The sequence below is a fragment of the Clostridium sp. genome, assembly GCF_022482905.1.
Classification (GTDB): Bacteria; Bacillota; Clostridia; order Clostridiales; family Clostridiaceae; genus Clostridium_B.
Genome location: NZ_JAKVOI010000001.1, coordinates 2,988,530 through 3,009,812 on the forward strand (window position 1 = coordinate 2,988,530; position 21,283 = coordinate 3,009,812).

General features: G+C 29.0%; 23 protein-coding genes. 14 read left to right on the forward strand and 9 right to left on the reverse strand.

Annotated elements, in window-relative coordinates; translation table 11 throughout:
• Window positions 1-18: 18 nt before the first annotated feature.
• From gyrA to dnaA, 7 genes are all read right to left on the reverse strand, one after another.
• A complete protein-coding gene (gyrA, locus tag LKE46_RS14715) occupies window positions 19-2,466 on the reverse strand; it encodes a DNA gyrase subunit A (protein ID WP_291723911.1) in 2,448 nt (815 codons plus the stop codon).
• 16 nt (window positions 2,467-2,482) lie between these two features.
• A complete protein-coding gene (gene gyrB, locus LKE46_RS14720; RefSeq protein WP_291723913.1) occupies window positions 2,483-4,396 on the reverse strand; it encodes a DNA topoisomerase (ATP-hydrolyzing) subunit B in 1,914 nt (637 codons plus the stop codon).
• A 17-nt stretch (window positions 4,397-4,413) separates the two neighbouring features.
• Window positions 4,414-4,677, reverse strand: a complete 264-nt coding sequence (remB, locus tag LKE46_RS14725) for an extracellular matrix regulator RemB (protein ID WP_291723916.1) — start codon at window positions 4,675-4,677, stop codon at window positions 4,414-4,416.
• Between the two features lie 20 nt (window positions 4,678-4,697).
• Complete coding sequence (gene recF, locus LKE46_RS14730; protein WP_291723919.1) at window positions 4,698-5,789, reverse strand: DNA replication/repair protein RecF; 1,092 nt, start codon at window positions 5,787-5,789, stop codon at window positions 4,698-4,700.
• Between the two features lie 64 nt (window positions 5,790-5,853).
• Complete coding sequence (locus LKE46_RS14735; protein ID WP_291723922.1) at window positions 5,854-6,060, reverse strand: RNA-binding S4 domain-containing protein; 207 nt, start codon at window positions 6,058-6,060, stop codon at window positions 5,854-5,856.
• A 36-nt stretch (window positions 6,061-6,096) separates the two neighbouring features.
• Window positions 6,097-7,206, reverse strand: a complete 1,110-nt coding sequence (dnaN, locus tag LKE46_RS14740) for a DNA polymerase III subunit beta (RefSeq protein ID WP_291723925.1) — start codon at window positions 7,204-7,206, stop codon at window positions 6,097-6,099.
• A 256-nt stretch (window positions 7,207-7,462) separates the two neighbouring features.
• A complete protein-coding gene (dnaA, locus tag LKE46_RS14745; RefSeq protein ID WP_291723928.1) occupies window positions 7,463-8,803 on the reverse strand; it encodes a chromosomal replication initiator protein DnaA in 1,341 nt (446 codons plus the stop codon).
• A gap of 609 nt (window positions 8,804-9,412) precedes the next feature.
• On the opposite strand from dnaA, the gene rpmH reads away from it, so the two are divergent.
• The 13 genes from rpmH to LKE46_RS14810 all read left to right on the forward strand — a co-directional run bounded on the left by rpmH (window position 9,413) and on the right by LKE46_RS14810 (window position 19,073).
• Window positions 9,413-9,547 (forward strand): 50S ribosomal protein L34, encoded by a 135-nt coding sequence (gene rpmH, locus LKE46_RS14750; RefSeq protein WP_182089634.1) that lies wholly within the window; start codon window positions 9,413-9,415, stop codon window positions 9,545-9,547.
• Window positions 9,548-9,604: 57 nt separating this feature from the next.
• Window positions 9,605-9,934, forward strand: a complete 330-nt coding sequence (gene rnpA, locus LKE46_RS14755) for a ribonuclease P protein component (RefSeq protein ID WP_291723938.1) — start codon at window positions 9,605-9,607, stop codon at window positions 9,932-9,934.
• Window positions 9,935-10,144, forward strand: coding sequence for a membrane protein insertion efficiency factor YidD (gene yidD, locus LKE46_RS14760; RefSeq protein ID WP_291723940.1), 210 nt, complete (start codon window positions 9,935-9,937; stop codon window positions 10,142-10,144).
• Window positions 10,145-10,160: 16 nt separating this feature from the next.
• On the forward strand, window positions 10,161-10,811 hold the full coding sequence (locus tag LKE46_RS14765; RefSeq protein ID WP_291723944.1) for a membrane protein insertase YidC: 651 nt from the start codon (window positions 10,161-10,163) through the stop codon (window positions 10,809-10,811).
• A 27-nt stretch (window positions 10,812-10,838) separates the two neighbouring features.
• Window positions 10,839-11,465: an RNA-binding cell elongation regulator Jag/EloR gene (gene jag / locus LKE46_RS14770; RefSeq protein ID WP_291723947.1), complete on the forward strand. Its 627-nt coding sequence runs from the start codon at window positions 10,839-10,841 to the stop codon at window positions 11,463-11,465.
• Window positions 11,466-11,512: 47 nt separating this feature from the next.
• Complete coding sequence (gene mnmE / locus LKE46_RS14775; RefSeq protein WP_291723950.1) at window positions 11,513-12,892, forward strand: tRNA uridine-5-carboxymethylaminomethyl(34) synthesis GTPase MnmE; 1,380 nt, start codon at window positions 11,513-11,515, stop codon at window positions 12,890-12,892.
• Window positions 12,893-12,901: 9 nt separating this feature from the next.
• Window positions 12,902-14,785, forward strand: coding sequence for a tRNA uridine-5-carboxymethylaminomethyl(34) synthesis enzyme MnmG (mnmG, locus tag LKE46_RS14780; RefSeq protein ID WP_291723953.1), 1,884 nt, complete (start codon window positions 12,902-12,904; stop codon window positions 14,783-14,785).
• Between the two features lie 19 nt (window positions 14,786-14,804).
• On the forward strand, window positions 14,805-15,518 hold the full coding sequence (rsmG, locus tag LKE46_RS14785; RefSeq protein ID WP_291723956.1) for a 16S rRNA (guanine(527)-N(7))-methyltransferase RsmG: 714 nt from the start codon (window positions 14,805-14,807) through the stop codon (window positions 15,516-15,518).
• Window positions 15,519-15,617: 99 nt separating this feature from the next.
• Entirely contained in the window at window positions 15,618-16,394 is a 777-nt protein-coding gene (gene noc, locus LKE46_RS14790; protein ID WP_291723960.1) for a nucleoid occlusion protein, read from the forward strand.
• A 182-nt stretch (window positions 16,395-16,576) separates the two neighbouring features.
• Window positions 16,577-17,344 (forward strand): ParA family protein, encoded by a 768-nt coding sequence (locus LKE46_RS14795; protein ID WP_291723964.1) that lies wholly within the window; start codon window positions 16,577-16,579, stop codon window positions 17,342-17,344.
• A 5-nt stretch (window positions 17,345-17,349) separates the two neighbouring features.
• Window positions 17,350-18,198, forward strand: coding sequence for a ParB/RepB/Spo0J family partition protein (locus tag LKE46_RS14800; protein WP_291725715.1), 849 nt, complete (start codon window positions 17,350-17,352; stop codon window positions 18,196-18,198).
• 63 nt (window positions 18,199-18,261) lie between these two features.
• Window positions 18,262-18,765: a DUF4446 family protein gene (locus LKE46_RS14805; RefSeq protein WP_291723968.1), complete on the forward strand. Its 504-nt coding sequence runs from the start codon at window positions 18,262-18,264 to the stop codon at window positions 18,763-18,765.
• Window positions 18,766-18,824: 59 nt separating this feature from the next.
• Entirely contained in the window at window positions 18,825-19,073 is a 249-nt protein-coding gene (locus LKE46_RS14810) for a YkuS family protein (protein WP_291723971.1), read from the forward strand.
• On the opposite strand, the gene yyaC is transcribed toward LKE46_RS14810, so the two are convergent.
• Window positions 19,074-19,667 (reverse strand): spore protease YyaC, encoded by a 594-nt coding sequence (gene yyaC / locus LKE46_RS14815; RefSeq protein ID WP_291723973.1) that lies wholly within the window; start codon window positions 19,665-19,667, stop codon window positions 19,074-19,076. It abuts the gene before it with no gap.
• A gap of 71 nt (window positions 19,668-19,738) precedes the next feature.
• Entirely contained in the window at window positions 19,739-20,794 is a 1,056-nt protein-coding gene (ytvI, locus tag LKE46_RS14820; protein ID WP_291723976.1) for a sporulation integral membrane protein YtvI, read from the reverse strand.
• 236 nt (window positions 20,795-21,030) lie between these two features.
• On the opposite strand from ytvI, the gene LKE46_RS14825 reads away from it, so the two are divergent.
• On the forward strand, window positions 21,031-21,282 hold the full coding sequence (locus LKE46_RS14825; RefSeq protein WP_291723979.1) for a DUF3343 domain-containing protein: 252 nt from the start codon (window positions 21,031-21,033) through the stop codon (window positions 21,280-21,282).
• Window position 21,283 lies beyond the last annotated feature (1 nt).

Here is a 21,283-nt window from a genome sequence, read left to right on the forward strand (position 1 = left end):
CATAAGTAAGATCATATACTATTTTTCAGCTTCATCGCCTTCTATATCATCATTACAATTTATTTTAGCAATTGCGACTATCTTTTGCTCTTCTTCATTTTTCATAAGTGTTACTCCCATAGCATTTCTACTAGTTATAGATATATCCGAAACATTAATTCTTATTGCAACATTACTGTTGTTTATAAGCATCATTTCATCCTCATCTTTTACCACTCTTGCTCCTACAATAGGTCCTGTCTTATCTGTTATTTTATAGGTTATAATACCCTTGCCTCCTCTTCTGTGAAGGGTATATTCAGATATTGGCGTCCTCTTTCCAAAACCATTTTCACTTACTACCAGAACATCTGAATCCTTATCTACAATATCCATAGTTACTACTATATCATTATCCCTCAAAGTTATGGCCTTTACTCCAGATGCAGTTCTTCCCATAGGCCTTACATCTTTTTCACTAAACCTTATTGCGTAACCATTTCTTGTAAACATTGTAATCTCACTATCACCTGTAGTCATTCTGACACCTATAAGCTCATCCTCTTCTCTCAAATTTATGGCATTTAGTCCATTCTTTCTTATAGAGGCATATTTACTTATCTCAGTTTTCTTAATTATTCCTTTTTTTGTTCCCATTATAAAATAATTATTCTCATCAAAATTTTTAAAAGTTATAACTGCTTGAATTTTTTCATCTCTATCTATAGGTATCAAATTAACCAAATTAGTACCCTTAGCAGTCCTACCTGCTTCTGGAATCTCATATCCCTTTAATTTATATACTCTTCCCTTATTTGTAAAAAACAGTATATGGTTATGAGTTGATGTTATGAACATATGTTCCACAAAATCATTTTCTTTTGTAGTAATCGCCTGTATTCCTTTTCCACCTCTTCTTTGAGAAGAATAGGTATCTGCTGCAATTCTCTTTATATAGCCTGAATGTGTAAGCGTTATTACTACATCTTGCTCTTGAATAAGATCTTCAATGTCTATATCATCATTGCTTAATTGTATATCTGTTCTCCTGTCATCTCCATATTTATCTTTTATTTCATTTAGCTCACCTTTTATTATACCTAACAACAAATGATCATCTTCAAGTATATCTTTTAGATGCCTTATATTCTTAATAAGTTCATTATACTCATTCTCTATCTTTTCTCTTTCAAGACCAGTAAGTCTTTGTAGTCTCATATCCAAAATAGCCTGAGCCTGTTTTTCAGATAATTCAAATTTTGACATCAATCCATTTCTGGCATCTTCCGTAGTTTTTGATGATCTAATTAAGTTGATTACCTCATCTATATGATCAAGTGCTATCCGCAATCCTTCAAGAATATGTGCACGTGCTAAAGCTTTATCCAAGTCAAATTTCGTTCTTCTTCTTATTACTTCCTTCTGGAAATTCAAGTAGCACTCTAATATCTGTTTTAAATTCAATATACGGGGTACATTATCTACAAGAGCAAGCATTATAATTCCAAATGTATCTTGTAATTTTGTATGCTTATACAATTGGTTTAAAATTACATTAGAATTTGAATCTCTTTTCAATTCTATGACTATTCTCATGCCTTCTCTATCAGATTCATCCCTTATGTCAGATATTCCTTCAATTCTTTTATCCTTTACAAGTTCTGCTATACTTTCTATGAGTTTTGACTTATTTACCTGGTATGGAAGTTCATTTACTATTATCCTTTCTCTTCCCTTTTCCTCTTCAATTTCCGCTTTAGCTCTGACTAGTATCTTACCTCTCCCAGTCTCATATGCATCTTTTATTCCTGATGTTCCAATTATTATTCCAGCTGTAGGAAAATCCGGACCTTTAATTGAATTCATGATTTCAATTATGCTAGTGTCAGGATTATCTATAAGCATATTTACACCATCTATAACTTCTCTAAGGTTATGTGGTGGTATGTTAGTAGCCATTCCAACTGCTATTCCTGCAGATCCATTTACAAGAAGATTTGGAAATCTTGAAGGCAAAACTGATGGTTCTTTTTCTTCACCATCAAAATTTGGTACAAAATCAACTGTATTTTTATTAATATCTCTGAGCATTTCTATAGTTATTTTACTCATCCTTGCTTCAGTATATCTCATAGCCGCAGCACTATCGCCGTCAACTGAACCAAAATTTCCATGTCCATCCACCAATGTATATCTAATTGAAAAATCCTGTGCCATTCTAACAAGTGCATCATATACTGCTGAATCTCCATGAGGGTGATATTTACCTAAAACATCTCCTACTATTCTAGCACATTTTCTATAACCTTTATCCGGAGACAGTCCTAATTCGTACATTGAATAAAGTATTCTTTTATGAACAGGCTTCAAACCATCACGAACATCTGGCAGCGCACGACCTACAATTACACTCATGGCATAATCTATATAACATCTCTTCATTTCGCTACTTATATCTACGGGTAAAATTTTTCCTTCATCAAACATGAATTACACCTCTCTACTATATATCTAAGTTGACTACTTTCTTAGCATTCTCTATTATAAAATTCTTACGAGGCTCTACTTTATCTCCCATAAGTATAGTAAACATTTCATCTGCAATCATGGCATCTTCTACATTTACTTGAAGGAGAGTCCTTGTTTCAGGGTTCATTGTAGTATCCCAGAGTTGTGTGGAATCCATTTCTCCAAGTCCTTTATATCTTTGTATATTTACACTATTATCTTTTCCTCCCATGTCATTGAGAATCACATCCAATTCCTTGTCTGAATAAGCATAGATTTCTTTTTTCCCCTTGCTTATTCTATAAAGAGGAGGTTGAGCTATATAAACGTGTCCCTGCTCTATAAGTTCCTTCATATACCTGTAAAAAAATGTAAGCAGCAGGGTTCTTATGTGTGCACCATCCACATCCGCATCTGTCATTATTATTATTTTATAGTATCTTATTTTTGAAACATCAAATTCTCTTCCTATTCCACCACCAAAAGCAGTTATCATTGCTCTTATTTCTTCATATCCAAGTATTTTATCAAGTCTTTGTTTCTCAACATTCATTATTTTTCCTCTAAGAGGGAGTATAGCCTGGAATTTTCTATCTCTTCCCTGTTTTGCAGAGCCTCCTGCTGAATCGCCCTCTACCAAATATATTTCACATTCGGAAGGATGTTTAGAAGAACAATCTGCAAGTTTCCCGGGCAATGATGTATTTTCAAGTACAGATTTACGTCTTGTTATTTCCCTTGCTTTTCTGGCAGCCTCTCTTGCCCTGAATGCCATTAATGATTTATCAAGTATAGTCTTTGCTATCTGGGGATTTTCCTCAAGATAATTACTCAAGGTTTCTCCCATTATGCTGTCTACTATGCCACGGACTTCGCTATTTCCAAGTTTCGTCTTTGTCTGACCTTCAAATTGTGGATTAGCCAACTTTATTGATATAACTGCAGTAAGACCTTCTCTTATATCTTCTCCTGACAAGTTCTTATCATTTTCTTTTAAAACTCCATACTTTTTAGCATAGTCATTAAATACCCTTGTAAGCGCAGATTTAAAACCTGCTAAATGAGTTCCGCCTTCTACTGTATCTATATTATTCGCAAATGCAAATATATTTTCCGCATAACCATCATTGTATTGGATAGCAATTTCCAGAGAACAGTCTTCCTTTCTCCCTTCAACATAAATGGGTTCTTTTTGGATTACCTGTTTATTTCTATTAAGGTATTTTACAAAAGATTTTATTCCACCTTCATAGTGAAAAGTTTCATATTTTTCATTTCTTTCATCTTGCAAAACTATTTGTATTCCTTTATTTAAAAAGGCCAATTCCCTAATTCTATTTGCAAGAGTATCATAATCATATTCTATTTCGTCAAAAATATCAGAATCAGGTTTAAAATAAATTTTAGTACCATGCTCATCACTGTCACCTATAATATCAAGTCCAGTTACTGCCTTACCCTTTTTAAATACCTGCTTCCATATATGTCCTTCTCTTTTTACTTCTACTTCGCAAATTTCCGACAGAGCATTTACAACAGATGCTCCAACTCCGTGGAGACCTCCTGAAACTTTGTATCCACCTCCGCCAAATTTTCCACCTGCATGAAGAATTGTCATTATTACTTCCACTGTCGGTTTTTTCATTTTTGGATGAATACCTACGGGCATTCCTCTACCATTATCAGATACAGTTATTGAATTATCATTATGTATAACAACTTTTATTTTGCTGCAATAACCTGCTAAAGCTTCGTCTATACTGTTATCAATTATCTCATATACCAGATGATGCAAGCCTCTTGAACTCGTACTTCCAATATACATACCCGGTCTTTTTCTTACAGCCTCCAACCCTTCTAATACCTGTATTTGATTTTCATCATAAATTTGTTTATTATTTTCTGGCATTTATATCCTCCTATCCTTTAAGATTCGTAATATATAGCTTCTGATCTTTTAGTTAATGTGGACGAAGATATTGGAGATAAATAAACTTTACTTTTTTTATCTACTTCAGCAATAATAAATGATTTTGGTTTGTCTTTTGTAATTCTATGTACAAATCCATCTTCTTCAGCCATTCTTAAAAATTGGCTTGTATCAGAGCTATACATCGAGGCCTCGACATCAAATATGCCAATTATATCTTTTATAGGTACAACTATATTTTCACCTAAATGTAAAAACATAAATAATCTCCTTTCATCTGTTAAATCCTAAATATGCCGCCATTTCTAACTTTAAATAATTGGTTTTCTTTTTTTATATAATTTTTTATATCATTTATCCCTGTACATGTTATAAAGGTCTGAAATTTTTTTATTGAACTTAATATATATTTTTGTCTGCTTTTATCCAGTTCAGATAAAACATCATCAAGTAACAAAACTGGGTATTCACCTGTTTTGTCTTTTATTATTTCAAGAGAAGCAAATTTAATAGTTAAAACAGACGTTCGCTGCTGTCCTTGAGATCCATAATTTCTAACATCTACTCCATTTATACTGATGTTAAAATCGTCTCTGTGAGGTCCAGATGAGGTATTTCTTTTTTCTATATCATTTTCTCTATTTTTTACCAGATCACATAATAAATTTTTTCTGATATGGCTTAAATCTATTACTGAAGTCATGTATTTAAATTCTATCTTTTCAATTCCTGAAGTTATATCAAAGTGTATTATTTTACCTTTTTGGTTCAATTCACTTATATATTTATTTCTAAAAGCTATAATTACTTCTCCATATTTTGAAAGTTGTTCATCGTATATATCAAGAATACTTTTATCATTGTAATTTAATTTTTTAAGTAGGGCATTTCTTTCATTTAGTACTTTATTATATTGTATTAAATTAAAATAATATTTTCTGCTTAATTTACATAACTCCATATCTAAAAATTTTCGTCTGAATACAGGAGACTCCTTTACTATTTTTAAATCTTCAGGTGAAAACATTACTACATTAAAAATTCCCATCAAATCAGACAACTTATTTACTTTTATAGAATTTATATTTATCCCTTTTTTACCTTCTTTAAAAATTTTTATCTCTATTTTTTTATTTAATCCATTTCTAACTATGTAAGATTTTATATATGCTTCTTTCCCATTCCAATTTATAAGCTCTTTATCCTTGTTCGTTCTAAATGACTTACCTATGCTAAAATAATAAATACTTTCTAGTATATTTGTTTTTCCTTGAGCATTATCACCTATAAATATATTCATATTTTGGTTTAATTCAATGTTCAACTCTCTGTAGTTTCTAAAATTGATAAGCTGCAAATATTTTATATACATATAAAAACACCTAGTTTTAATTATATCACAATATAACTATTGCACAATTAATGATATTTTGCTGTTATATAATTTTATAGCATATACCGTTTATCTCAACTATATCTCCTTTGGATAATTTTTTACTTCTTCTATTTTCAACTATATCATTTAATTTAACTTTCCCGTTCTGTATGTAAAATTTTGCCTCTGAACCAGTAAAAACAGCACCACACCACTTTAAAAAAGAATCCAATTTTATTATATCAGTATTTACTTTTATTTCTTTCATTTTCTATTATCTCCAATATATTGATTTTTATTTTTATTAATTATTTAAAAGTCTAACTGGAAGAATTAAATAAATACAGTTATTTTTATTTTCATCCTTATTTTTGATAATACATGGACTCACATTACTTGAAAACTCTAACGAAATTTCTTCTTCCTGCATTATTTTCAATACATCCATAAGATATTTTGAATTAAATGCAATTTGTAATGGCTGTCCTTGCAAAATTATATTTGTTTCCTCTTTAACCATTCCTAATTGAGAATTAGAGGTTATTATAATACTTTCTTCATCTATGTTCAATTTTATAAGATTGGTATTACTATCTTTAGCTAAGAGTGATGCTCTTTCAATAGAATCCAAAAGTTCCTCTCTTTTAGCTATGACTTTTGAGTTAAATTCTTCAGGTATTATAGAATTATACTTTATAAACTCGCCTTCTAAAAGTCTTGAAACTATTTTTGTTTCCTCTAGGTTGAATAATATATGATTTGGTGTGAAGGTTATATTTACATTCTGTTCATTATCCTCTAATATTTTCGAAACTTCATTTAAAGTTTTTGCCGGAATAACGGCATTTATTTCATTTTCATTTTTTAGAATTTCTGACCTTAATGCCAATCTGTATCCATCCAATGCAACTAAATTTAAAGTTTCATTTTTTGTTTCAAATAAAACTCCAGTAAGAATTGGTCTTGTTTCATCTTGAGCTGTTGCAAATATAGTTTCTTTTATCATATTTTTAAGTATATTTTCAGATATTGAGAACATCATATTCTCATTTATCTTTGGAAGTTCCGGGAAATCTTCAACATTCATATTTATTATATTAAAATTTGATTTTTCACATAATATTTGAGTTGAATTATTTTCTGTAGTTTCTATATATATATCACTATTTGGCAATCTTCTAATTATTTCTCCGAATAATCGTGCGTTTATTACAATTGAGCCTTTCTCATGTATTTCAGCTGAAATTGTTGTTTCTATAGTTAAGTCTATATCTGATCCGGTCAATATAATTTTATTATCGATTGCTTCGATTAATATTCCATTTAAAATAGGCATTGAGGATTTCCCTGTAATTGCTTTTTGTACTGTGAAGATTGCATTTTGTAATTTTGATTTGGTACAATTAAATTTCATTTTTTCCTCCTGTATAATATATATTTTTTCTTTAAGAATAGATAATTTAGATAATTATCTTTAGTAGTAATAGTAGTAGGGCATGTGAATATGTTAATAACACTTGCAGGTGTTGATAAACAACAGAAAAACAAGAAAAATAATTGTGGATAAATAATTTAAAAAAATTGATTTTATCCACATATTAATATAAATAAACAAATATAATTTTTTATTAACAGGTATAGCTTGAAAAATTATTAACATATGTTTATAACTATGACTGATTTATTCTTTTTGTCAATTCATTTAGTGCATTTTGAAGGCTTTCATCTACTTTTAAATTTCCAGATATTTTTTCATAAGCATGAATTACAGTAGTATGATCTCTTCCACCAAATTCTTCTCCTATTTTAGGAAGTGACATATCAGTTAGTTTTCTGCTTAAGTACATTGCTATCTGCCTTGGAAAGGCAACATTTCTTGTACGTCTTGAAGATTTAAAATCATCCATTCTTAAATTATAATAATTTGCTACAACTTCTTGTATAAGTTCTATTGTAACTTGTTTGGATTGTTTATTTGAAATGATGTCTTTTAATGCTTCAACAGCTAAATCTATGCTTATTTCTTTATTTGTAAGAGATGAAAAAGCAACTATTCTTATAAGTGCACCTTCTAATTCTCTTATATTTGATTTAATTTTGGTTGCTATATATACCATTACTTCATTTGGTATTTTTAATTTTTCTACATCTGCTTTCTTTTTTAATATTGCAATTCTTGTTTCAAAGTCTGGTGCTTGTATGTCTGCTATAAGGCCCCATTCAAATCTAGAAATTAATCTATCTTCAAGGGTAGATATTTCTTTTGGAGGTCTATCGCTGGAAAGAATAATTTGTTTGTTCGCTTCATATAATGAATTAAATGTATGAAAAAATTCTTCCTGTGTTCTTTCTTTGCCTGCTATAAATTGAATATCGTCTATTAATAATACATCTATATTTCTATATTTATTTCTAAATTCAACATTTTTATCATCTTTTATAGAGTTTACAAGTTCGTTTGTAAATTTTTCTGATGAAACGTAAACTACTTTTGAAGATGGATTGCTTTTTAGTATGTAATGTCCTATAGCATGCATTAAATGGGTTTTTCCTAAGCCGACTCCTCCATATATGAATAATGGATTATATGCTTTTGCAGGGGATTCTGCTACTGCAAGTGATGCTGCATGAGCAAATCTGTTGCTGTTTCCTACAACGAACGAATCAAATGTATATTTGGGATTTAACATGTTTATAGATTCTTTTTTTATTTTTGATGTTTTTTTTGTATCATTTGATTCATCTAAAGTTAATGCTTCTTCTTCAGATACTAAGAATTCAATATTGTATTTTTTTGATGTAATAATTTTTAATGTCCTTATTATTTGATCTTTGTATTTGTTGTTTAGAACGCCTCGCGTTAAGTCATTTGGTACGCTTAATTTTATTGTATTGTTTTCTAATGATAATGGAGTAATGCTTTTTATCCATGTATTGAAACTTACTTCTGTAATACCATTTTTTATAATATTTAAAGTTTTGTCCCATAAATCTTGTAAGTAGGCATTCATCCTCTATCCTCCTGTCTTGCATAATAAAAGCACAATATATAAACAGTATATAAACAATTTATTATAATTACTTTCCATGTGTTTATAAAAATATTCACATGTTTATAACATTGGTAATATTTTTTTTGGATATTATATTATAAACAATGAAATAATAATAAAAATAACATTATCAACATAAATTATTAATATAATAAGCCTTGATATAACTGACATTAGAAAAGTGAAAAAAATATAAAAACATGTTATCCACATATTTATCCACAGCTGTGGATAAATATTATTAAAATTGACTTATACACAATTCTCTATTTATAATATCAAAATAAAGATACCTATTCAAGAAGTTATCCACAAAAATATATGCTATTGATAGTTTAAAAATTAACAATGATTTATTTTTAAGTGTTTATGGTTTATGAATGTTCAAGAAATTGTGTTGACATTAAAGAGTAGTGAATATATAATTTAATAGTAAAACTTTAAAAATTAATAAATAAAATAAAGTTTAAAACTGTTTTAGCAGATAAAAATAATACAGTAGTATATATGATATAGAAGGGAGGCAGAACTGCTGCTAATATTTATTTAAGTAGTAGTTAAATTGTTATGTGGATGACTTATCAGCCAAAGAAAAAACAGAGAAAAAGAGAACATGGTTTCAGAAAGAGAATGAGAACTTTATCTGGAAGAAATGTTATTAAAAGAAGAAGACAAAAAGGTAGAAAGAGATTATCAGCATAAGGGCCACTTTTTGGGGCCTTTTTCTGCAATGTAGAAAAAAGAGGAGTACAGTATATAATGATTTTTGGATTAAAAAAAAATGCAGAGTTTAGGGTCGTCTATAAAAGAGGCAAATCTTTTTCTAATAATTTATTAGTACTTTACATATATAGAAATAATAAGAGTTTTAATAAATTAGGTGTATCTGTAAGTAAAAAAGTAGGTAAGAGTGTCGTCCGAAATAGGATTAAACGATTAATAAAGGAAAGTATTAGGTTAAATTGTGATAATCTAAAAGTAGGATACAATATGGTTTTTATAGCTAGAAATGCATCAAATGATAAAAGTTACAGAGATATAGAGACTAGTGTTAAATATTTAATAAAAAAGGCAGGTTTGTATAAATAAATGAAAATACTTTTAATTTATTTGATAAAATTTTATATAAACTATATTTCACCTTTAAAAAGACCATGTTGTAGGTTTTACCCAACTTGTTCACAATATTCTTTAGAGGCTATTTATAAATATGGGGCTATAAAGGGTGGTTTTATGTCTATAATGAGAATAATAAGGTGCAATCCATTAAGTAAAGGTGGATACGACCCGGTTAAATAATTGCCAGGAGGTTAATATGCAATATCTATACAAGGCTTTTGTTCAATTTTTTGAGTACCTACATAGAGGAGTAGTTTCGGTAGTTCCAGATCAAAATATTTCTTATGGTTTGGCTATAATTTTAATGACTATAATAATTAGGGTGTTAATATTACCTTTAGGTGTAAAACAGATTAGATCTTCATTAGTAATGAATAAAATTCAACCTGAAGTTAAAAAAATGCAAGAAAAGTATAAGAAAGATCCCCAAAGAGCACAAAAGGAAATGATGAAACTTTACAAAGAAAAAGGTGCTAGTCCCTTTAGTGGATGTCTGCCACTTCTTATTCAATGGCCGATACTTTTAGCATTGTACTATGTATTTAATCATTTAACGGGAATAAATGGTATTGGTTTTCTATGGATAAAGGATTTAGGAAAACCTGATATGGTTCTTGCAGTTTTATCAGGATTGACTACATTTCTTTCAGGATGGTTAATAATGCCTTCTGATGATAGTGCCCAAGCGAATCAGAGTAGAAAAATGAACATAGGTATGGGAATATTTATGATTTTTATAAGTTGGAAGTTAAAATCTGCACTAGTACTTTACTGGGTAGTTAGTAACTTGATTCAAATTGCACAGAATTTTGTAATAAAGAGAATTGAAGAAAAAAGGGTTGGCTAGTAAGTTTAGGGGGTGACTGATTACGGCATGAAGGTTTTGGAAGTAACCGGAAAAACGGTAGAGGATGCTTTAAATAATGCATTATCAGATTTGAGGGTAACTAAAGATAGAGTTGAAATTGAAGTTTTGGATTCTGGTAATAAGGGTTTTCTAAATTTGATAGGCTCTAGGCCGGCTAGAATAAGGGTTAAGTTAAAGAGAGATTATATAAAAGAAGTCCAGGTTTTTATAAGAAATATTTTAGATTGTATGAAGATAGAAGCAGAGGTTATAATAAAAGAAGAAAACAATACAGTAAAAATAAATTTATCTGGATCGGATATGGGAATACTTATAGGATATAGGGGTGAAACATTAGATGCCCTGCAGTATATTATAAGTCTTATAGTCAATAAAGATCACAATATGGAATATAAGAGGGTAATTTTAGATACGGAAAATTACAGGTATAAAAGAGAGGAAACTTTAAAAAGACTTGCCAAAAGGGTTGCTGAAAAGGTAAAAAGGACAGGAAGAACTGTAAAGTTTGAACCAATGAATCCCTATGAGAGAAGAATAATTCATTCTACGCTTCAAAATGATTATTATGTTAATACTTATAGTGAAGGTCAAGAACCTTTTAGAAGAGTTGTAGTAAGTTTGAAGAAAGCCTAATTTGGCTTTCTTTTTGTTTAGATTCTAGTTTTAAAGGAGTGAAGTTAATGAGGGAGTTTGATACTATAGCGGCAATTTCCACGTCTCCTGGAGAAGGTGGTATATCCATTATAAGAGTTTCTGGAAGTAGAGCTCTTGCGATAGTAAATGATATATTCAAGAGTAAAAATAATAGAAAGTTACTAGATATAAAACCTTATTCCATGAGATATGGATTTATATTTGAAAAAAATACAGAGGAATTATTGGATGAAGTAATAGTAACATTTATGAAAGCTCCGAGAAGTTATACAACTGAAGATACTGTCGAAATAAATTGTCATGGAGGTATTGTAAGTACAACTAAAATATTGGATGAAGTTATCAAAAATGGAGCAAGGCTTGCGGAACCGGGAGAATTCACAAAAAGGGCATTTTTAAATGGAAGAATTGATTTAAGTCAGGCAGAGGCTGTTATAGACATAATAAGAGCTAAAACTGAAATATCAATGAAATCTGCACTTAATCAATCATTTGGAAGTATTTCAAAGAAAATAGATCCATTAAAGGAAAAGCTACTTAATTTAATTGCGAGTATTGAAGTTACAATTGATTATCCGGAGGAAGATTTGGAGGAAGTAACTTCTAATGAAGTTGATTCACAATTGAAGGTTGTTATATGTGAGTTGAATAACATTCTAAAAGGTGCAGATGAAGGAAAAATAATTAGAGATGGTCTGAGTACTGTAATAGTTGGAAAACCAAATGTAGGAAAATCATCTCTTTTGAATGCTCTTACAATGGAAAATAGAGCAATAGTAACAGACATTCCTGGTACTACAAGGGATGTTATAGAAGAACATATAAATATAGAGGGTATTCCAATTAAAATAATTGATACAGCAGGTATCAGAAAAACTGAAAATATAGTTGAAAAAATAGGTGTCAAAAAGTCTAAAGAGAAGATAAATGAAGCGGATTTGGTTATACTGATGTTAGATTCCAGCAAACCGCTAGATGATGAAGATAGGGAAATAATAGAGTATATAAAAAGTAAAAAATATATTATAATGTTAAATAAAAGCGATTTGGGCAATAAAATAGATTTACAATATATTCAAGGCCTGAATTCAAATTTTATAGTAAAGACGTCTTTGAAAACTGGTGAAGGTTTAGATAGTATAAGAACTTTTATAAAAAAATTATTCTTTAATGGCCAAGTAAAGTTTGATAGTTTTGTTGTAACAAATTCAAGGCATAAAGAAGCTTTAATTAAGGCTAAAAATAATTGTATTCAAGCGCTTGATACTTTAAAAAACACCAAGGCAATTGATCTTGCTTCTATTGATCTTAGAAATGCATGGTCAAGTCTTGGAGAGATAACTGGTGATACTCTTCAGGAGGATATAATTAATAAAATATTTTCAAAATTTTGTTTAGGAAAGTAGGTATATTGCATGGAATACTTTTCAGGGAAATATGATGTTATAGTAGTAGGTGCAGGTCATGCTGGATGTGAGGCAGGCCTTGCTGCAGCTAGAATAGGATGTAAAACTTTGGTTTGTACTATGAATTTGGACAGCGTGGGATTTATGCCTTGTAATCCAAATGTAGGAGGTACTGCGAAGGGACACCTTGTTAGGGAAATAGATGCATTGGGTGGTGAAATGGGAGTAAATATTGATAATACATTTATACAATCCAGAATGTTGAATATTTCCAAAGGACCGGCAGTACATTCTTTGAGAGCCCAAGCTGATAAGAAACGTTATTCAGAAAGAATGAAATTTGTACTTGAAAAGCAAGAAAATCTGTATTTAAGACAATTAGAGGTTATTAGTATAAGGACAGATGATAATAATAGAGTATGTGGAGTGCTTACAAAAAATGGTGCTTATTTTGAAACTAAAGCTGTTGTTTTGGCTACAGGAACTTATTTGAAAGGTAAAGTGATTATTGGAGATGTAAGTTATAGTTCTGGTCCAAATGGATTTATGCCAGCAAAGGATCTGTCACAAAGCTTAATAGATTTGGGTATAGAATTAAGGCGTTTTAAGACTGGTACACCTGCAAGAGTAAATAAAGAAAGTGTAGATTTTTCTAAAATGGTGGAGCAAAAAGGAGATAGAAATATAGTCCCATTTTCATTTATGAGTGATTCAATAGACAGGGAACAGATATCCTGTTATCTTACTTATACTACTCATGATACATTAAAAGTTATACGTGAAAATATAAACAGATCTCCACTTTATAATGGTTCTATTAAATCTGTAGGTCCAAGATATTGTCCATCTATTGAAGATAAAATTGTTAGATTTCCTGATAAAGAAAAACATCAAATATTTATAGAACCTGAGGGAGAGAATACGAATGAATTATATGTCGACGGGGCATCTACATCAATGCCTGAAGATGTACAAATTGACATGTATAGGACAATAACAGGGTTAGAAAATGTGGAATTCTTAAGGACCGGATATGCTATTGAATATGACTGTATAAATCCTCTACAGTTAAAACTTTCATTGGAATTTAAAAATATTGAAGGTTTATTTGGAGCAGGTCAGTTAAATGGAAGCTCAGGTTATGAGGAAGCTGCTTCCCAAGGATTAATAGCAGGAATCAATGCTGCTCTAAAGGCAAAAGTGGAAAATCCTTTTATTCTGAAGAGATCTGATGGATATATAGGAGTTTTGATAGATGATTTAGTTACTAAAGGTACAGAGGAGCCTTATAGGATGATGACATCAAGAGCTGAATACAGGCTAATACTTAGGCAGGATAATGCTGATTTGAGGCTGACACAGCTTGGATATGATATTGGGCTTGTAACTGAGTTGAGATATAAAAAATTTTTAGAGAGAAAAAAAGCTATATATAGAGAAATAGATAGAATTAAAAATGTAAGTATTACACCTAAAAAGTTTGTAATTGAATTTCTTGAATCATTAGGTTCATCTGAGCTGAAAAAGCCTGAGAGTCTATATGATCTTATAAAAAGACCAGAACTTGATTACTTTAAATTAAAATATTTGGATGAAGATAGAGAAAACCTGAATATAGATGTTCAGGAAGAAGTAAATATAATTTCAAAGTATGAAGGGTATATTACAAAGCAGATGGAACAGATAGCTCAATTTAAAAAATTTGAAAATAAGACTATTTCTCAGAATATAGATTACGATAAAGTAAAAGGTCTTAGAATTGAGGCTATACAGAAATTGAAAAAAATAAGGCCTGTAAGTATAGGTCAAGCTTCTAGAATTTCAGGAGTTTCACCAGCTGATATTTCTGTCTTGATGATTTATCTGGAAAAGATGAGGAGAAAAAACAATTAATATTGGAGAAAAGTATATTATGGATTATTTTAATGTTATGGAAAAGGCATGCTTGGATGTTGGTGTTGATTTTAATCTGCAAAAGTATAATAAGTTTATTAAATATAAAAATTTACTGCAGATGTGGAATAAAAAAATAAATTTAACAACTATAAGCGAAGATAGTGAAATAATAAAAAAACATTTTATAGATTGTATAAATGTTTTTAAGTTCGACCCTTTAAAAAGTGCATTGAATTTCATTGATGTTGGTACCGGAGCTGGTTTTCCCGGAATACCAATGAGTATAATTAGGCCGGAGGCAAATTTTGTTTTACTTGATTCTCTAAATAAAAGAATAAATTTTTTAAATCAGGTTCTGTGTGAATTGAATCTACATAAAGTTTATGCAGTTCATGGAAGAGCTGAAGATATGGCAAGAAAAAATGAATATAGAGAATGTTTTGATGCAGCAGTTTCACGGGCTGTAGGAAATTTGGCAATTCTAAGTGAATTATGTATTCCTTATATAAAAGTAAATGGTTATTTTGTGGCACTGAAAGGACCTTCTGTACAGGATGAAATTAAGGAAAGTGAAAATTCTATTGCCTTATTAGGTGGTAAATTAGAAGATATTATTAAAATAGAGGATAGTGAATTAAGGCATAATTTAGTAATAATAAAGAAAGTAAAAACTACATCCGTTAAATATCCGAGAAGATCAGGAGTTATTTCAAAAAAGCCGTTAAAATAAAAGTATTAATTTGTCGTACGAAAACTATAAAAATTAGAAGGATTTTAATAAAAAAAAGAGAAATGTTAACAATAGGAAGTGTAAGAGGGATGGTTAAGCATGCAAAAAAATATTAATTATATATCTGTTGATTTAATTTTACCTAATGTATATCAACCACGTAAATATTTTGATGAAGAAAGTCTATATGAATTAGCTCAATCTATAAAATCCTATGGTATAGTTCAACCGCTTTCAGTTAGAAAAATAAGTAATGATAAATATGAATTGGTAGCTGGTGAGAGAAGACTTAGAGCAGCAAAAAAAGCAGGTATTAAAGAAGTACCTGTTATAGTAGTTGATATAAGTGATGATGAATCAGCGGCTATAGCTTTACTTGAAAATCTTCAAAGAGAGAATCTCAATTTTTTAGAAGAAGCAGAAGCATACTATAATTTGATAAAAAATCATTCCTATACTCAAGAGAAATTGGCTGAAGTTATAGGAAAAAAACAGTCTACTATTGCAAATAAGATTAGACTTCTTAAATTGGATGAGGAAATAAGGTATATATTATTAGAAAATAATTTAACCGAAAGACATGCTAGAGCCTTATTAAAGCTTCCAACTGTTGAAATTCAAAAGAATGTGCTCAAAATTATATTGCAGAAGTCACTAAATGTGAAGAAGACTGAGGAATTAGTTGAAAGGGAACTTGAAAAATTAACGGAAGGACAATTGAAAAAGAAGAGAAAGAAAATAAAGGGAATATTTTCACCAAGGGTATATGTAAATACTGTTAGACAAGTATTTGACAAATATGGCTTAAAGGCTAAATATGCATCTAAGGAACTGGACAATGAAATACAAATAACTATAACAATTCCTAAAAAATAATATTATTTATAGAATGGATGTTTAACAATTTTTATGTGAACATCCATAATTTTTTTGCAATAATGTTTCATGTGAAACATTATTGCAAACATAATAAAGTTGTTTTATCAAAAACTCTTTAATTATGTCTAATAAAAATATATAATTAAGAATAAGTACTTCTAATAAGGATGGTGAATTATGTGAGAGTGATTTCTATATTTAATCAAAAAGGTGGGGTTGGAAAGACAACTACAAGTATTAATTTATCTACATATTTAGCTATTAAGGGATTTGATATATTAAATATTGATATTGATCCTCAAGGCAATACTACCAGCGGTCTTGGATTCGATAAGAATATTATTGATGAATCTATTTATGACATACTGTGTTCAAATATACAAATAGAAACAGTTATGAAAAAATATGAATTGATTGATAATTTCTATATAATTCCATCGAATATGGAATTAGCTGGTGCAGAAGTTGAATTGATTAATATGGAAAATAGAGAAAATATATTAAAACATAAAATTAAATCTATGAATAAAAAATTTGATTTTGTTTTCATAGATTGTCCTCCATCTTTAGGAATATTGACAATTAATGCTCTTGCATCATCAGATACAGTCCTGATTCCGATTCAGTGTGAATTTTATGCATTGGAAGGTGTTGGACAACTAGTAAATACGCTGCAGCTTGTAAAAAGGTCTTTAAATCCAGAGTTGAAGGTTGAAGGAGTAGTCATGAGTATGTATGATGGTAGAACAAAATTGTCCAATGAAGTATTAGCTGAGGTAAAAAAATATTTTAAGGATAAAGTTTATAATACTACTATACCAAGGAATATAAGATTGGCAGAAGCGCCTAGTTTTGGGCTTCCAATATCCCTTTATGATGATAAATGCAGAGGTGCTAAAGCATATGAAAAGTTAGCAGATGAATTTTTAAAGAGACAGGAAGGATGAGTTTGTTGAAAAAGAAATCTGGATTAGGTAGAGGACTTGGAGCATTGATACCAGAGAATATATCAGATAATTCTTTAGAAAATATAAAAAAAGTAAGGATTACTTCCATAATTCCAAATGAGGATCAACCCAGAAAAAAGTTTGATGAAAACAAAATTGCTCAACTGTCACAATCAATAATAGAACATGGGATAATACAACCTCTTATATTAAAAGAATATGGAGAAAAGTATATTATAGTTGCTGGTGAGCGGAGATGGAGAGCTGCTAAACTTGCAAATATTGAGGAAGTTCCTGCCATTATAATGGATTTATCTGACAGTGATATTCTTGAAATTTCTCTTATTGAAAATATACAAAGACAGGACTTGAATCCTATAGAGGAAGCAATTGCATATAAAAAGCTAATTGAGGATTTAGGACTAAAGCAGGATGAATTGGCTAATAGAATAGGAAAGTCGCGAACTGCCATAACAAATTGTATGAGACTGTTGAACCTGGATAATAGAGTTCAACAATATATAATTGATGGATTTATAACAGAAGGTCATGGTAGAGCTATTTTATCTTTAGAAGATAGTAATTTGCAGTATGAATTAGCCGGTAATATAATAAAAAAGGGCTTAAGTGTTCGTCAAACTGAGAAATATATAAAGAATATTAATTTGGATAATAAACATAATAACGAAAATGTAGAAAAATATAATTTATATTATAAAGATATACAGGAAAAATTAGAATATTTATTTGGAACTAAAGTTATATTAAATAATAAAAAAAACAAAGGTAAAATAGAAATAGAGTATTATTCCCAAGAGGATTTACAGAGAATAATAGATATTTTAAAGATATGAATTTACTATGATTTATACATTAGATGTTTCACGTGAAACATCTTGACGGAAGGAGAAAAATATATGCAGGATGTTTTAAAAATTGTAGAAGGATTTCAATTATACATTTTAGCTGCACTTTTTGTATTAATTATAATATTATTTATAATGATTATTACAGCATTTAAATCCCTGAATAGAGTAGAGAAGAAATATAGGAAGCTTATGAGAGGAGTAGATAATAAAAATTTAGAACAGCTTATAATGGGTTATCTTGATAATATAGATGATGCTAAAAAGGAAACTGATTTTATGAAACAAAAATTCGATGAATTAATCCTGGAGTCAAAAAAATGTATCCAGAAATTTGCTATTGTAAGATACAGGGCTTTTGAAGATGTAGGTAGTGATTTGAGTTTTTCTATAGCACTCTTAGATGGGAATAATAATGGAATTATAATTACAGGAATATATGGAAGAAATGAAAGTACAACATATGCAAAGCCTATAGACAAAGGAATGTCAAGGTACGAATTGTCAGAAGAAGAAAATCAAGTTTTACAGGAATGTATTAATAAAAAGATGTAATATATTATACATTAAACAACCTCCAGATGGGAACAATTATCCTTAAGGAGGTTGTTTTTATGAAGATTTATGTTTCAGAGGAACTTTGTAAATTAAAAAATGAATTAAAAGAACGAGGATATAATATAATATCTAAAGAAGAAGATACATTTGATGCAATTATCTGCAATTTAAAAGATGGTGAATTAAATAATCTAAATATAAATATAAAAATAGGAGAAACGATAATAATAGATTATGGCAGCAAAAAAATAGATGATATAGAATATATTCTTAACAACAGAACTTACAATAGTGAAATAAGTTAATTAAATATTTTCCATTATTTTATTTTTTGAATTTTCAAGTGATCTGCCGCCTACAGTTTTCAATATTGAATGATATACACCTCTGGATATTACTTCTGCAAGTTGCATAACTACGAACAAACGTGTGTTTTGTAAAACCATGAATTCCATAGTGCCGGATATATTTACTATTCCAGTTATGCTTAAATCTCCTACAGTTGGAAGGGATTTATTTACTGCTGAACCTGGATGGAGAGGTTTGTTTTCTATGATTATTTTACCAACGTTTTGGAGACTTCCTAAACAAGCATCTATTGCTATTATATAATTATTTTTATGTTTTAGATTTATTTCCTTAATAGTTTCGTTAAGATTTTTTGCATGTACTGGTGATTCAAGGTTACCATACACATGTATTTTATCTCTCACTAGAAATTTTAATTTATCACCTACTAAAGGTCCCAAACTATCACCTGTAGATCTATCCGTTCCAATACATAGTATTATAATGGTTTTACCTGATTTTATAATTGGATATATTATATTGCTCAAATTGTCTCTTAAAGTAAATATTGAATTTCTTGAACTTGAATCTATAATTATTTTCTTAAGCATCTGAAAACCTCCTATGTTACAAATTATAACCATAGGAGGTTTTATTATACGTCTCAAATGTAAAATTAATATTACAGTAAGTCTACTTTCTTGAAAATATTATAAAATACAACTAGAAATATACAAAATATCATTCCTATAATCCCATTTATTTTTAGACCGATAAAAAGAGATGCAAGTACGGCTACAGGATGTATTCCAAGTGAAGAAGATACGATCTTTGGCTCAATTATCTGGCGTACTACTGAAACTATAATATATGATATTATAAGACCTAAAGCAGTAACATAATTTTTAAATATTATTGAATAGATTAGTGCCAATGGTATGTATATGGTACCTATGCCCAGTATTGGCAATATATCTGCTATTGCGCATATTAAACTTAATACCAAAGAATATTTTACTTTGAATATCAGAAATACTATAAGTGTTTCTATAAATGTAACAGAAATTATTATAAGATATGATAAAAGATAATTTCCAAGCATTTTTTTAGATTCTGTATATATAGATATCAATTTATTTGTTTTACTAATTGGAAGAAAACTAAACAATTTACTTTTTACTTCAACAAAATCCTTCGTAAAAAAATATGTAGAAAGTAGTGTAAATAATATTACCATGATTGCGTATGGTATTATAGCTGCAAAATTTATTATATAAGATACCAGCTTTCTAGAAATAGATACAGTTATATTTGATATATTATTTAAAATACCGGAAATATTTTTATCTATTGTACTTATTATATATGGATCAAGGTTATTATAATATTTTTGTAGTTTATAAAATGAATTTATAATATTATCTGAATTGTTTGTTACATATATTTGAGTATTTTTACCAAATTGTATTAATTCATGTGATATATTTATTATTGCAAGTAAAATAACAAGTGTTATTAAAGTAAAAAATATTATTGTAGTAATCAAAGATGATATTGAAGAATTAATTTTAAATTTATTTGAAATATAAATTGTAGGTTTTTTCAATATGAAAGCGCATATTATTGCTAACACAAATGGAAGTGTATAATTAAGGGTTCCAAAAAAAATAATGAATACTGCAGTATATATAATAAAAAATAATAATATCTTATCTAATTTAGCTATTATTTTATCCATTTAGTATATGACAACTCCGTTCTTTATAAAATTTATTTTTAGCTTAAGTACATTATTATGTTATGATAGAGTATATAATACATATTATTGTTTGTCTACCTATAGAATTTTAAAATTTAAATTAAACTGTAAATCAAAATATTCGTATATGATATATTATATATCAAGTTATATTATATGTATACAATATATGGCAATTTCAAGAGGAGGATTCAGTTTTTAACTGTGATATGATTATGAGCAGATATTATATAATAACATTTAAGAATACTAATGATGCTATAAGTGGTGAAGAATTTTTAAGAAAAAGGAAAATAAAAATAGACGTTGTACCAACACCTGTTGTTATAACTCAAAGTTGCGGAATAAGTATAAGATTGAATTTAGAAGAAATGGATAAGATCAAATTGTTAATCTATAATAGTGAATTTTTATTTAAAAATATATATTTGAGAGAAGAAGATGGTTATAAATTAATCCATATTTAAG